Source organism: Klenkia terrae (assembly GCF_900491935.1).
Taxonomy (GTDB): Bacteria; Actinomycetota; Actinomycetes; order Mycobacteriales; family Geodermatophilaceae; genus Klenkia; species Klenkia terrae.
Map to the genome: position 1 here is coordinate 2,776,663 of NZ_UEXK01000004.1, position 13,556 is coordinate 2,790,218.

The 13,556-nt window shown below is 73.7% G+C and carries 10 protein-coding genes and 2 pseudogenes; 6 read left to right on the top strand and 6 right to left on the bottom strand.

What is annotated here, in order from left to right; all coding sequences use genetic code 11:
• Window positions 1-69: 69 nt before the first annotated feature.
• Both LFA75_RS13955 and LFA75_RS13960 read right to left on the bottom strand, forming a co-directional pair.
• Window positions 70-1,200 (bottom strand): annotated as a pseudogene (locus LFA75_RS13955) (glycosyltransferase family 4 protein); the annotation flags it as partial.
• Window positions 1,197-1,745: pseudogene (locus LFA75_RS13960) on the bottom strand (GDP-mannose 4,6-dehydratase); the annotation flags it as partial. The pseudogenes LFA75_RS13960 and LFA75_RS13955, both read right to left, overlap by 4 nt.
• A 29-nt stretch (window positions 1,746-1,774) precedes the next feature.
• Between LFA75_RS13960 and LFA75_RS13965 the strand changes: the two are divergent.
• The 4 genes from LFA75_RS13965 (at window position 1,775) to LFA75_RS13980 (ending at window position 4,840) form a co-directional block, all read left to right on the top strand.
• Window positions 1,775-2,701: a GDP-L-fucose synthase family protein gene (locus tag LFA75_RS13965; RefSeq protein ID WP_263639430.1), complete on the top strand. Its 927-nt coding sequence runs from the start codon at window positions 1,775-1,777 to the stop codon at window positions 2,699-2,701.
• Window positions 2,698-3,261, top strand: coding sequence for an LbetaH domain-containing protein (locus LFA75_RS13970; protein ID WP_225234230.1), 564 nt, complete (start codon window positions 2,698-2,700; stop codon window positions 3,259-3,261). Before LFA75_RS13965 ends, LFA75_RS13970 begins: the two co-directional genes overlap by 4 nt.
• A gap of 88 nt (window positions 3,262-3,349) precedes the next feature.
• Entirely contained in the window at window positions 3,350-4,093 is a 744-nt protein-coding gene (locus LFA75_RS13975; protein ID WP_225234231.1) for an SGNH/GDSL hydrolase family protein, read from the top strand.
• Between the two features lie 159 nt (window positions 4,094-4,252).
• On the top strand, window positions 4,253-4,840 hold the full coding sequence (locus LFA75_RS13980) for an arsenate reductase/protein-tyrosine-phosphatase family protein (RefSeq protein WP_225234232.1): 588 nt from the start codon (window positions 4,253-4,255) through the stop codon (window positions 4,838-4,840).
• A 48-nt stretch (window positions 4,841-4,888) separates the two neighbouring features.
• On the opposite strand, the gene LFA75_RS13985 is transcribed toward LFA75_RS13980, so the two are convergent.
• On the bottom strand, window positions 4,889-6,727 hold the full coding sequence (locus LFA75_RS13985; RefSeq protein WP_225234233.1) for a polysaccharide biosynthesis tyrosine autokinase: 1,839 nt from the start codon (window positions 6,725-6,727) through the stop codon (window positions 4,889-4,891).
• A gap of 272 nt (window positions 6,728-6,999) precedes the next feature.
• On the opposite strand from LFA75_RS13985, the gene LFA75_RS13990 reads away from it, so the two are divergent.
• Both LFA75_RS13990 and LFA75_RS13995 read left to right on the top strand, forming a co-directional pair.
• Window positions 7,000-8,415, top strand: coding sequence for a hypothetical protein (locus LFA75_RS13990; RefSeq protein WP_225234234.1), 1,416 nt, complete (start codon window positions 7,000-7,002; stop codon window positions 8,413-8,415).
• Window positions 8,412-9,518 (top strand): glycosyltransferase, encoded by a 1,107-nt coding sequence (locus LFA75_RS13995; protein ID WP_225234235.1) that lies wholly within the window; start codon window positions 8,412-8,414, stop codon window positions 9,516-9,518. The genes LFA75_RS13990 and LFA75_RS13995 overlap by 4 nt, the downstream gene beginning before the upstream one ends.
• Here the strand turns inward: LFA75_RS13995 and LFA75_RS14000 are convergent.
• The 3 genes from LFA75_RS14000 to LFA75_RS14010 all read right to left on the bottom strand — a co-directional run bounded on the left by LFA75_RS14000 (window position 9,508) and on the right by LFA75_RS14010 (window position 13,343).
• Entirely contained in the window at window positions 9,508-10,536 is a 1,029-nt protein-coding gene (locus LFA75_RS14000; RefSeq protein WP_225234236.1) for a PHP domain-containing protein, read from the bottom strand. The two genes, LFA75_RS13995 and LFA75_RS14000, sit on opposite strands and share 11 nt — an antisense overlap.
• Entirely contained in the window at window positions 10,533-11,123 is a 591-nt protein-coding gene (locus LFA75_RS14005; RefSeq protein ID WP_225234237.1) for a DoxX family protein, read from the bottom strand. Before LFA75_RS14005 ends, LFA75_RS14000 begins: the two co-directional genes overlap by 4 nt.
• 105 nt (window positions 11,124-11,228) lie before the next feature.
• Window positions 11,229-13,343 carry a bifunctional phosphatase PAP2/diacylglycerol kinase family protein gene (locus LFA75_RS14010; protein WP_225234238.1) on the bottom strand — a complete coding sequence of 705 codons (2,115 nt, stop codon included), beginning with the start codon at window positions 13,341-13,343 and terminating at the stop codon, window positions 11,229-11,231.
• Window positions 13,344-13,556: the final 213 nt, after the last annotated feature.

Sequence of the window (13,556 nt, forward strand, 5' to 3'; positions counted from 1 at the left end):
CCAGCAGGTGTAGCGGCGCAGAGAGGCGGCGCTGGTCAGGTGCTCGGCCGCGTAGACCCGGCCCCGGGCACCCATCGCCGTCGACGCGGCCGGGTCGGCGGCGACCTGCTCGATCGAGTCCAGGATCGCGGCCGCGTCCCCGGCCGACGTGGACCGGCCGGCTCCCGCGGCGGCCATCAGCGAGCTCGCCCCGCTGCGGGGATCGGTTGCGGCGACCACCGGTCGGCCGGCGGTGAAGTAGCTGGTGAGCTTGCTGGGGACACTCATCTCGACCAGCCCGGGCTTCTCGTGCAGCACGAGCACGTCCGCGGCAGCGAGGGCGGTCTCGAACTCCCCGTCCGGCAGTGGCGCCAGGAACGTCAGCCGGTCGACGTCGGCACCCAGGGCCATCACGTGCGCCCGCTGGGACCCGTCACCCATGACGACGACCCGCACCCGGCTGCCGCGCTGGTCGGCCAGCCGGGCGACGTCCACGAGGCCGTCGAGGCCCTGCTTGACGCCGATGTTGCCGGCGTGCAGCGCGATGACCTCGTCGGGTCCCCAGCCCAGGCGGGCCCGGACCGCGGGGACGTCGACGTCCTCGGGGACGTACACGTGCGACCAGTTGGGGATGACCTCGATCCGGTTGGGCGCGATGCCGGCCTCGACCAACCGGCGCCGGAAGACCTCGTGGATGACGGAGATCGAGTCGGCCCGCTTCAGGAGCGCGATCTCCAGCCAGGCGGTGGCGCGGGTGAGCAGACCCCCGCCCAGTCCCGTCTCGGCCAGCGCAGCGCCGTACAGGTCCTGCACCCACACCCCGAGCCGGTAGCCACCCGCCCGGCGCAGCAGAACCGCCGGCAGCAGGGACAGCAGCACCGGGCTGACCGCCACCACGACGTCCGCCCGACGGCGCATCAGCTGCCACGCGGTCTTGACCGCGAACGTGGACTCCATGACCACCCGGGTGAGCGCAGTGGGCTCAGCCGGCACCAGGTGCCGCTGCCGGCGCACGGTGACCCCGTGGTCGACCTCCACGCGGCGTCGGCGCAGGTAGTCCGGGTGCAGGTGCCACTCCGGGTAGTGCGGGTAGCCCACGACCGCCGTCACGTCCATGTCCTCGGTCGCGAGGTGCCGGGCCAGGCCGGTGGTGTAGGGCGCGTTGCCCGAGTGCTCGGGGGCGTAGTGCAGGCCGACGACGGTGACGTCCAGGCGGGTCATGAGTCGACCCGGACTGATCTGCCGGAGAGCTGGTCGTCGAGGGCCTGGATGTCGGCGTCGACCATGATCTTAACCAGTTCGGGGGTGTGGACCTTGGGTTCCCAGCCGAGGATGGTCTTGGCCTTGGTGTAGTCCCCGACGAGTGCGTCGACCTCGCTGGGTCGTTCGTAGCGCTTGTCGTACTCGACGTGGTTCTCCCAGTCGAGGCCGGCGTGCTCGAAGGACAGCCGCACGAAGTCCTTGACGCTGTAGGCGGTGTTGGTCGCGAGGACGTAGTCGGTGGGTTCAGACGCCTGGAGCATCCGCCACATGCCTTCGACGTACTCGGGGGCGTAGCCCCAGTCGCGGACGGCGTCCAGGTTGCCCATGAAGAGCTTGTCCTGCAGGCCGGCCTTGATGCGGGCCACGGCGCGGGTGACCTTGCGGGTCACGAAGGTCTCCCCGCGGCGGGGGGACTCGTGGTTGAACAGGATGCCGTTGACGGCGTAGGTGTCGTAGGCCTCGCGGTAGTTGCGGGTGGCCCAGTAGGCGTAGAGCTTGGCGACGCCGTAGGGGGCTGGCTCTTATACACATTNTGGCGGGGCACCGGGGCCTCGTGGGCGGTGCGGTGCTGGCCCACCTGCAGGCCGAGGGGTTCACCGACCTGGTGACTGCGACCTCGGCGGAGGTGGACCTGCGCGACCGCACCGCGGTGGAGGCGTTCTTCGACCGGGAGCGCCCGGCCACGGTGATCCTGGCCGCAGCCAAGGTCGGCGGGATCCTGGCCAACGCCACCTACCCGGCAGACTTCTTCTCCGACAACATCCGGATCCAGACCAACGTCCTGGACGCCGCCGCGGCCACGGGCACCTCGAAGTTGCTGTTCCTGGGTTCCTCCTGCATCTACCCCAAGTTCGCCGAGCAGCCCATCCGCGAGGACTCGCTGCTGACCGGGTTGCTGGAGCCGACCAACGACGCCTACGCGATCGCCAAGATCGCCGGGGTGCTGCAGGTGCAGGCCCTGCGCCGCCAGTACGGGCTGCACTACATCTCGGCGATGCCCACCAACCTGTACGGGCCCGGGGACAACTTCTCCCCCGAGGGCTCCCATGTGCTGCCCGGACTGATCCGCCGGTTCGAGGACGCCCGCATCGACGGCGACCCCACCGTCACCGTGTGGGGGACCGGCACCCCACGGCGGGAGTTCCTGCACGTGAGCGACCTGGCGCGGGCGTGCGTGCACCTGCTGGAGCACTACGACGACGGCGCGCCGGTCAACATCGGGGTGGGGGAGGACCTGCCCATCGCCGAGCTCGCCCAGCTCGTCGCCGACACCGTCGGCTACACCGGGGAACTGGTCTTCGACACCACCAAGCCCGACGGCACCCCCCGCAAGCTGCTGGACGTCTCCACCATCCACGACCTGGGCTGGCGCGCCGAGATCGGTCTGCACGAAGGTCTGGCCGCCACCGTCGCCTGGTACCGGGAGCAGCTCGCCGCCGGCACCGTCCGCGCGTCGTGACCGACGTCCGCCCCCGGGTCATCGACCTGTCGGCCGCGCCGGGTTCGGGCGAGGCGTGGGACGCACCGGCCTGGAAGGTCTACCTCTGGGGCCTGGCCGAGGTGCTCTTGGTCAGCAACCCGCTGCAGATCAGCTCCAGGGTGCGGCGGGCGGTGCTCGTCGCCTTCGGCGCCCGGATCGGTGAGGGCGTGCTGCTGCGCCCACGGCTGCGGGTGCGCTTCCCCTGGAAGCTGACCGTCGGTGACCGCAGCTGGATCGGCGAGGACGTCTGGTTGCACAACCAGGACCAGCTGACCATCGGCTCGGACGCCGTGGTCAGCCAGGGCACCTTCGTGACCACCGGTTCGCACGCGCACCGTCGGGACATGGCGCTCATCACCGCCCCGGTGACGATCGAGGACGGCGCCTGGGTGACGGCGCGGTGCGTGGTGCTGGGCGGCAGCCGGATCGGGGTCTCCGCGCTGGTGTCCCCGGGCACCGTCGTCTCCGGGGAGGTGCCCGATGGCATGGTCGCCGGGGGCTCCCCCATGCAGCTGCGCGGGCCCCGGTTCCCCGTGTGACCGCTGCGCCCACGAACGGGTGATGGCACTTGCGGGTCGGATCGGTCACGCTTGCCCGGTGCGACGGGATGCGGGGTGCCGAGGGATCGTGCTGGCCGTGGTCGCCGTGATGGCGGTCGTGGTCATGGGCGCGGCGCTGCGCGTGCCCGGACCGGAGGGCGGGGACGCATCCCGGTCCGGTCCACCGATGGGTCCGCCCACCCGACCGACGGCCGCCCTCTTCATCGGCGACAGCTACACCGCCGGCGCCGGCGCCAGCAGCCCCGCCCAGGCTTGGTCGTGCCGGGCGGCAGCACTGCTGGACTGGACCTGCAACCTCGACGCCCAGGGAGGCACCGGGTTCGTGGCCGACGGCCGCTCCAACACCCCCTCCTTCAGTCCGCTGCCCGACCGGCTGCAGTCGTCCGCACAGCGTTACCTGGCCGACGTCGTGGTGATCGACGCCGGTCGCAACGACCGGGCCACGCCGGCAGAGGACGTCGTCGCCGTGGCGGCCGCCTACCTGGCCGAGGTACGGGCGCGTTGGCCGGAGGCGACCTTGGTCGTCGTCCTGCCCGCCTACCTCACCCAGGGGCCCGACCCGGCCGACAGCTGGCAGCAGACGGTCGACGCCGGCTTCCGGGACCTCGCGGTCGATCTCGGTGGACTGGTCATCGACCCGGTGGGGGAGCGGTGGGTCGAGGACGCCGCCGCCCAGCGGCTGCTGGACCCCGATGGCATCCACCCCGACGACGCCGGCCATGCCTTGCTGGCCGAGCGGTTCGTCGCCGACGTGCGGCAGGCCGGGCTGGCGGACCCGCCGCTCACCGACCTCAGGACGCCCGGGTCCTGACGTCCGGGCGAGCACCGGCAGCGAGGCCAATCGACCATCCAGTGCCGAGGGTCGAGGCCGCCGCGGCATCCGGCGATGACCACCCACACGGTCACCGGTCGTCACCCGGATGGGGGTGACGGTGACGACGGGTACCGGAACTCGTGCCACGATCGAGACATGCATGTGGCCTTCGTGTGCACGGGGAACATCTGCCGGTCCGCCCTCGCGGAGCGGATCACCACCGCGTTCGCCGAGGAGCTCGGTCGCGGCGACCTGACTGCGTCGAGTTCTGGGACGGCGGCCGTCGTCGGCTCGGCGATGGACCCGCGGGCCGCGCAGGCCCTCACCGACCTGGGTGGCCACGCCGGGTCCTTCCGGGCTCGGCAGTTCGTCCCGGAGCACGCCGCCGAAGCCGACCTGGTGCTCGCCCTGACCCGCGCGCACCGGCGCGACGTGCTGCAGGTCGCCCCCCGGGCCATGGCGCGCACCTTCACCCTGCTCGAGGCCAGGGACCTGCTCGCCCACCTGCCGCGGGACTTGGTGGTCCCGCCCGCCCGCGACCTGGATGCCCGCGGCGCGGCCCTGGTGGCCGCGCTGGGCCGGGGGCGGGCCGCCCGTGGGCTGGTCACGCCCGGGGACGACGACGTCCTGGATCCCGTCGGTCGCTCGTCCGCGGTGCACCGAGCGGTCGCGGACCGGATCGCCGACGCACTGTTCCCGCTCCTGCAGACGTTCCTCGGCACCCGCGCTCCTGCGCTGGTCTGACGGCGGGGTGGGCCGGGGCGGCCCATCGGCGGTCCCGGTGCGCGATGTTCAGCCGCGGCGGCCGCGACCCCGGGAGCGCGAGCTCTGGCTGGAATCCGGCTGCCGTGGTCCGACGACCACGCGGGCCGGGTAGATCGGCGCGTCGGGGCCGGAGATCGCTGGCCGCGGCGGGACGTTGGACGGTGCACGAGCGGGGGCCGGCGCGGCGGTGGTGTCCGCGGAGGCCGACTCGTCGTCCGACCGGCTGTCTCGCGTTGTCGTGTCGCTGTCCTCCTGCCCTGTCCGGTCCGCCGGGACCGCTGGGGCATCTGGCTCCGGGAATTCCGTCGGCGCAGGCGGGGCGGCCGGCTCAGGGGTGTCGAGCTCGGCCACCGAGCCGGTCACGGTCGCACGGGCGGCGGCCTGCACCCGGCGCACCGCCGTGCCGTCGGACGCCGTCGCGATCGGGGCAGTCGGGGCAGGGCGGGCGGGCGCGGCGGCCGGTGCCGACGGCGCGAGTCGCCGGGCGAACCATCCGCGGCGCGGCGCCGGGTCCTCGCCGTAGTGGTAGCTGTACCCGAGTCCCTCCTCGCTCGCGGCCCGGCGAGGGACGAAGGTGAACACAGAGCCCAGCGTGCGGGCCCCGACCCGCTCCAGGGTGCGGGCCGCGCTCTCCAGCTCGCGGGACCGGGTCTGGCCGTAGCGGACGCAGAGCAGCACGCCGTCGGTGGAGGGGGCCAGCCCGCCGGCGTCGGACACCGGCAGCAGAGGCGGACCGTCGAGCAGGACGATGTCGGCCCGGCCGACCAGATCGGACAGCACCTTCTTCATCAGGCCCGAGGCGAGCAGCTCGCCGGGGTTGGGCGGCGTGGGGCCGGCGGCGAGGACCTGCAGCGAACCGTCACCGACCGGCTGCAGGACGTCGTCGAGGTCGGCCGAGCCGTTGAGCACGCTGGTCAACCCGGCGCCGCTGACCAGCCCGAGCTGGCGGGTGACCCGAGGACGTCGGAGGTCGGCCTCCACCAACACCACCCGGCGCCCGGCCGCGGTCAGGGCGAGCGCCAGGTTCACCGACACGGTGGTCTTGCCCTCGCCGGGCAGCGAGCTGCTGACCAGGATGGTGCGGGGTGGCGAGTCCACGTCGACGAAGTCCAGGCTGGTGCGCAATTGGCGGAAGGACTCCGCGCTGGGGACCTCGCGATCCTGGAGAACGTTGGTGCCCGCGGCCAGCTGGTCGTCCAGCGGGATGACCGCCAGGCCCGGCCCGCTGGCGAGCTCGGCGGCCTGCGCGCTGGTCCGGACCCGGCTGTCGGTCTTGTGGCGGATCAGCACCAGGGCGCACCCCAGCACGAACCCGAGCACGAGGCCGATCGGGACCTGCCGGGTGGGTTGTGGGCTGCTGGGCTGGGTGGGCAGCTCCGGTCGGGCGATGACCGACACCTGGATGGGCGAGCTGAGCTGGCCGGCCGGGGTCTCCAGCGCGGCGACCAGGCCGTCGAACTGGGTGCCGATGGACTCGGCGATCGCCTGCGCCTGCGTGGCGGAGGGGTCGGTGACGGTGACGTCGAGGATGACGGTGTCCGGCACCACCGAGGCGGTGATCTCCTGGGAGAGCTCATCGGCGGTCATGTCCAGGTCCAGGTCGTCGACGACGGCTTGCGACAGTTGCAGGTCGGTCAGGTAGGCCGCGTAGGACGACACCCGCGCCTTGGCCAGGACGCTGCCCTCGACGGCGGCGCTGATGTCGTCGCCGGACCCCGTGGTGGAGATGAACAGCCGCGTGTCGGCGGTGTACTGAGGCGTGCTGGCCAGCACCAACCCACCGGCAGCTGCTCCGCCCAGCAAGGTGGCCACGACCAGGACCCACCAGGCCGAGCGCAGTACGCGCACTGTGTCCTGCAGATCCACCGGGCATCACTCCTGACTCGTGCAGCCGCTTGGGCCCGGGCCACCCGACGGCGGCCCCACCACGACCGGCCACCCTGGCCCGACCCACGTGTTCTCGGCCGATCCTGCCGCCCCGTACAACATCGCACAGGCCTGGTCACCCGTTCGGGGTGGCTCCCGGGACCGCGGACGACACCGCCCTACGCTGCACGGACCGACGACAGGACAGGTCCATGGAATCCCCAGCCGCACTCTCCCCGGGCGGCGCCGTGCCAGCCCGGGTGGTGGGGTCCGTGCCGCTGGGCGCCCTGGCGGCCCTCGTCTTCGGCCTGGCGGTCCCGGCGTACGTGCTGGCCGCCACCCCCGGCCCGCGGAACCCGGGCTGGCTGGGGGCGTTGGTGGTGCTGGTCCTGGTCGGTGTGCGATACAGCTGGATCGTCGGCCGCGGAGAGCAGCGCCTCGTCGAGATGACGGTCTGGCTGTTCACCTACGTCTTCCTGGGACTTGCGCCGTTGGTGCAGCTGCGGGAGGGCGTCTCGCCGGAGACCACCCCGGAGGTGTACGGCGCCTTCGTCGCCGAGTCGTTGCTGGTCGTCGGTCTCGGCTCACTGTCCTTCGCGGTCGGGTGCGGGCTCCGCACGCTGCGTTCGGGAGGCAGGGGCGCCCGGCTGCGCACCATCGGTCCCGCCATCGCAGGGAACACCCAGGTCGGGGTGCCGCGGGGCCTGCGATGGCTCGGTCTGGGGTCCTTGCTGCTCACCGCCTACTACCTGGTGCAGGTCGCACCGGCGCTGTTCACCTCGGTCGACCAGCTGGGTGCGCAGATGGCGGCCGTGTGGCCCAACACCGCCACCCAGGGCATCGTCCAGGCGCTGGCGATCATGCCGCTGCTGGTCACCGTGGTCTCGATGACGCTGCTGCGCCTGCGCCGGCCGCGACCGGTGTGGACGACGGGCGAGCAGGTGGTGTACTGGACCGCTGTGGTCGCCTTGGTGGTGACCGTCAACCCGCTCAACAGCCCGCGGTACGTGTTCGGCACCGTGGCGCTGTCGTTGGCCGGGGCGCTGGGCCTCTACGCCACCGGGCGGCGTTTCCGGGCGGTCGCCGTCGGGGCGGTGCTGGGCTTGCTGGTCGTCTTCCCGGTCGCCGACGCGTTCCGCGACACCTCGACCCCGGGTGGCATCGAGATCTCGCCGCTGTCGGCCCTGGAGGGCGGGGACTTCGACGCCTTCGCCCAGATCGACAACACCCTGCTCTACGTGGACCAGTACGGAACCACCGAGGGGCGGCAAGCCCTGGGTGTTGCCCTGTTCTGGGTGCCCCGGGCGGTGTGGACCGAGAAGCCGGAGGACACCGGTGTCCTGCTCGCCGACTTCCGGGACTACTCCTTCGACAACCTGTCGGCCCCCTTGTGGGCCGAGTTGTTCATCAACGGCGGCTGGGTCGCCGTCGGCATCGGCGGGTTGGCCTTCGGCTGGTGGGCCCGCGGTCGCGACGACGCCATAGTGACCCGGTTGCGGCGCAGCCGTGCACCGGGGGTGGTCGACTGCATCCTCCCGTTCTACTTCGTCTTCCTGCTCCGGGGCTCGTTGCTGCAGGCCATGGCGAACCTGGTCGTGATGCTGGCGTGCGCCTGGTTCGCCGATCGGGTGACCCGCGAGCACCTCGCGGTCGATGCCCCTGCACGCAGCGAGCCGGCGTCGGCGTGAGAGTCCTCCACGTCGCCGCCCTCGTCAGCGAGGACGGCGCCTACGGCGGTCCGGTCTCGGTCGCGACCGACCAGGTGCGCGCCCTGCGCTCGGCCGGGCACCAGGTCACCCTGATCGCCGGGTGGGACGGTCGGGCTTCCGGTGACGGGGATCCCGCCACGCTGCTGTTCCGCGCCCGGCGCCCTCGACCCGACACCTTCGCCGGGATGGTGGCTCCGGGGCTGCTGGGCTGGGTGCTGCGGCACGTCCGGCAGTTCGACGTCGTCCACGTGCACCTCACCCGCGACCTGGTGACCCTGCCGGCGGCGTGGTGGGCCGCCCGGCTCGGTGTGCCCTTGGTCGTCCAGACCCACGGCCAGGTGCGGGCCGAGCGCGGTCGGGCACAGGCGCTGCTGGACCGTGTCTGGACCCGGCGGGTCGTGCAGCGGGCCGCATTCCTCGCCCTCACCAGGCACGAGGTGGCCGACCTCGAGCGGCAGGGGGTGCCCGCCGACCGGATCACCCGGGTGGTGAACGGCGTCCCCTCCGCCGGTCGACTCGCCGCTCCGGCAACGTCGGACCCGCTGGTGCTCTTCGTGTCCCGGCTCGCCAACCGCAAGCGACCGGTGGCGTTCGTCGAGGCGGCCGCGCTCGTCCACGCCGTCCGGCCCGGGGTGCGGTTCGAGCTGTGGGGTCCCGACGGCGGCGAGGCGGGCGCGGTGGACGCCGCCATCGAGGCGGGCGGGATCGGTGCGGTGTGCACGCGCCGCGGCCCCACCAGTCCGGCGGCGGCCCGCGACCTGCTCGCCGGGGGGCAGGTGTTCGTCCTGCCCAGCGTGGCCGAGCCCTTCCCCATGGCGGTGCTGGAGGCGCTGAGCGCCGGGCTGCCCGTGGTGCTGACCACCGAGACCGGGCTCAGCGCCGCGGTGGCGGAGACCGGGGCCGGTGCGGTCACCGACGGGTCGCCGCGGGAGCTGGCCGACGCCGTGCTGCACCTGCTGGCCCACGAGGCGTGGGCGGCCGCGGCCGGCCGCGCCGTCGAGCTGGCGCGGACGCGGTACTCCATGGACGCCGTCGTCGCGACCCTCGAGTCGGTCTACGGCGGGCGGGGCGTCAGCGGCTGAGCAGCTGCTCCGCCGTCCCGGTGTTGATCACCCGGTCGGCGGTGATGCCCGCCCCGGCGGCCTTCTCGCAGCCGGCGCCCTGCCAGTCCAGCTGACCCGGGGCGTGCGCATCGGTGTCGATGGAGAAGTCGCACCCCAGGTCCGCGGCCAGCTGCAAGAGGCGGGTCGGCGGATCCAGCCGCTCCGGCCGGGAGTTGATCTCCACGGCGGTTCCGTGCTCCACGCAGGCGGCGAACACCGCCTCGGCGTCGAACCCGCTCTCCGGCCGCGGCTTCTGCTGCTTGCCGCCGCGCTGGGTGCGCTCCACCAGCAGCCGTCCGGTGCAGTGCCCCAGGACGTCGGTGTGCGGGTTCTGCACCGCGGCCAGCATCCGCGCGGTCATCCTGTCGGCCGGTGCGCGCAGCTCCGAGTGCACGCTGGCCACCACCACGTCCACCCGGGCCAGCAGCTCGTCGGTCTGGTCCAGCGTGCCGTCGAGGTTAATGTCGCACTCGATGCCGGTGAGGATCCGGAAGGGGGCCAGCTCCTCGTTCAGCTCGGCGACCACGTCCAGCTGACGGGCCAGCCGCTCGGCGCTCAGGCCGTTGGCCACGGTCAGCCGGGGGGAGTGGTCGGTCAGCGCCAGGTAGTCGTGGCCGATGCCCATCGCGGCCAGCGCCATCTCCCGGATCGGGCTGCCGCCGTCGGACCACTCCGAGTGCGTGTGCAGGTCGCCCCGCAGGGCGTTCCGCAGCTCACCGGCCGCGCCCTCGAGCTCGGTCGGCGGGTGCTGCGCCTTCAGGTCGGCCAGGTACTCGGGCTCCTCGCCGGCGTGCGCCTGCAGCACGACCGCGGCGGTCTTCGCCCCGATGCCCTTGAGGTCGGTGAGCGTGCGGGTCTTGATGCGGCGCTCGAGCTCGGCGTCGGACAGGCCCTCGACGACGTGCGCCGCCGTCCGGAACGCCGACACCCGGTAGGTGGGCTCGCGGGCGCGCTCCAGGAGGAAGGCGATCCTCCGGAGCGCGTCCGCGGGGATCACGAGAGCCCGATCTCCTTGCCGACCTTCTTGGCCTGCTTCTTCAGCTTGCGCCCGGTGCGGCCGCGGCTGGCCTTCTTCTGCGCCTTCTCGGCCTTCTTGGCGGCCTTCTCGTAGCGCGACTCGGCCTTGGCGATCGCCTTGTCGGCCGACCGGCGCACGCGCCAGCTGGTCGAGGGCTTGCCCTCGGTGTCGACGGCGGCGATGAGCAACCCGCCCAGCAGCCCGGCGTTCTTCAGGAAGTGCGCCTGGTTGCTGAACTTCTTCTCGTCGTCGGTGTCCTCCCAGAACCGGTGCCCGGCCAGCGTCGTCGGCACGATCGAGCCGGCCAGCGCGAGCGCGGACAGCCGCGGGAACCAGCCGAGGGCGAACAGCACCCCGGCGCCGACCTTCACCCCGGCGTCGACCTTCACCCACTGCTCGACGTCCCGGGGGACCTCGACGGGCAGCTGCTCGTCGGCGACCTGGGCGATCTGGTTCACGACCTTCGTGGCCCCGGGCACCCGGCTCTGCGGGTCGCGCAGGGTGCTGATGCCCCCGTACACGAAGGAGGCGGCGAGTAGGGGTCGTGCGATCCGGCGGACCAGCATGGGTGTCCTTCTTCCATCGACGTCGTCGGCGGGTCCGTGCCCGATCGGCGGGACGACGAACCCTCGCCCCCGACCGTAGTGATGCCCACCTCTGCCCGCTCGCTGTCAGCCCGCGGCCAGGATCGTCGGCGACACTGGGGAGGTGACCCTGGCCCCGCCCGCCCCCGCCCGGGCGCGCGACGACACCTGGCTCTGGGCGCTGGCCGGCCTGGCGCTCGGGCTGTTCGGCCTGGGCTTCGTCGTCCGCTGGCGGTGCACCGTCGGGTCCTGCTCCCTGGGCGGTGCGGAGTGGGTCTTCGACCTGGACGCCGTCGGCGGTCTGCCGCGGCTGTTCACCACGTCGCTGTTCGTGGCCTCGGCGGTCTGCGCGGGGCGGGTCGCGGTGCGGTCCCGGGGCACCCACCGGCTGTGGTGGAGCGCGGTCACCCTGATCGGCGTGGGGCTGGTGTTCGCCAAGCTGGTCAGCGCGCACTCGGTGCTCGAGGGCTGGGACGGCGCCGGCGCGACGCTCGCGCTGGGCAGCCTGGCCAGCGTGGTGGGCCTGCCGGTCCTCGGTGTGCTCGGCCGGGTGTGGCGGGTGCCGGGCGCCCGGGCCGTCGTCCTGGCGCTGGCGGTGTACGCGCTGGCCGCGCTCGGGCTCGACGTCCTCACCGGTGCGGTCGCGGTGGCCGACCCCCGCCCGCTGCCGATGGCCGCGGCCACGTTCGTCGAGGAGCTGGGCGAGGCGCTGACCGCGCTGGTCCTGCTCGCTGTCCTGTCGCGGCGGGTGCCGCCCCGGCGGCAGCGAGGGCAGGAGACGACCAGGCGCTGCCGCTTGGGGAACGAGAACTCGGGGTGCGCTGCGCCGGGCTCGCCGTCGTAGGCCACGACCAGCGGCCCGGAGCGGGAGACCACCGTCAGCGACCGCACCTGGAACTGCCGGTAGGAGCGGGCGTGCTCGCTGATGCCCAGCAGCGTCGCCAGCACCGCGCGGCTGCGGCCGAACCGCAGGTCGGCACGGAGGTACTGCACGTCGAGCAGGCCGTCCTCCAGCGAGGGCCGCCAGGCGGGGGACACGCCGCGCGGGGTGTAGACGCCGTTGCCCACGAAGAGGATCCAGGCGCTGACCCGGCGGCCGTCCAGCTCCAGCTCGACCGGCGCACCCGTCCGGAGCACCTGGCCGGCGGCGATCGTCAGCGCCAGCCACTTGCCCAGCCGACCCGACATCGCGTCCCGCCGGCGCACCATCTCCGGGTAGCTGCCGATGCTGGCGGTGTTCAGGAACGGGGTGCCGTTCACCGCGGCCACGTCGACCAGCACGCCGTCGCCGGCCTCCACCGCCCGGGCCGCCTCCACCGGGGTGGCCACCCCGACGTCCCGGGCGAAGTGGTTGAGCGTCCCGGCCGGCAGCACCGCCAGCGGCAGGCCGTGCTCGAGCGCGACCGCGGCCGCCGCGGCCACCGAGCCGTCGCCGCCGGCCACGCCGAGGGCCTTCGCGCCCTCCCGCACGGCCTGCTGGAGCAGGTCGGTCACCGAGTGCTCGTCGTCGATGTCCCGGACGACGGCCCGGGGGAGCAGGGCCTGGATGTCCGACGCCGGGTCGTAGTCGGCGTCCCCGGACCGCGGGTTCACCGCCACGTGCAGCCCCTCGCCCTCGGGCAGCGCCGGGGCCCGCTCCGTCGCCCGCCCCCCGGCCGGGGTGCTCGGCCGGCCCCGCCACCAGTGCTGGGTGGCCGCCGCGACCGCCGCGCCCACCGCCATCCCGGCCACGACGTCCCCGGGGTAGTGCACGCCCACGTGCACCCGGGAGTAGCCCACGCCCAGCGCCACCGGGGCCACCAGCGCGCCGGCCCACGGGCTCTCCATCGCCACCCCGGTCGCGAACGCCGCCGCCGACGCCGAGTGTCCGCTGGGGAAGGACAGCGTGTGCAGGGACCGGTCCAGCGCCCGGCCCCCGGCCACCCCGGCCGCGTCGGGCCGCACCCGGCCGAACACCGGCTTGAGGACGACGTTCACCAGCGCGCTGGAGACCAGCAGCGATCCCCCCCCGCGGACGGCGGCCCGCCGCGGCGCGCCCTTCTTCGTGCCGAGCACCAGCCCGACGCCGAGCCAGAGCTTCCCGTGGTCGGCCGCCTCGGACAGCCGGCGCAGCACGCCGTCCACCGGGCTGGCCGGCAGCCGGCCGACCCGGGCCTGCAGGCGGGCGTCGAACCGGCGGGCGGCGGAGCGGGAGAGGGCCACGAGCGGGCACGCTAACCGCCCCACCCCTTGGGGGGAGATCGCACCCCGGGGGGTGAGGTGGGGTGGACGGCGGGTCGATCAGCCAGGTGTACCGACCACCACCTGATCGAGGGATTACCGTGCGCACCCGCCTCCGCCTGCTGCCCCTGCTCGCCGTCGCCCTGATCGGCGCCGTGGCCGTCGCCGGTCCCGCCGCGGCCGAGCCGGTCGCCG

What these genes read in the sequence shown, in the direction of transcription:
- LFA75_RS13980 (WP_225234232.1), top strand. Translation starts at nt 4,253, where the DNA reads ATGCATGTGGCCTTCGTGTGCACGGGGAACATCTGCCGGTCCGCCCTC.
- LFA75_RS14005 (WP_225234237.1), bottom strand. Translation starts at nt 11,123, where the DNA reads ATGCTGGTCCGCCGGATCGCACGACCCCTACTCGCCGCCTCCTTCGTG.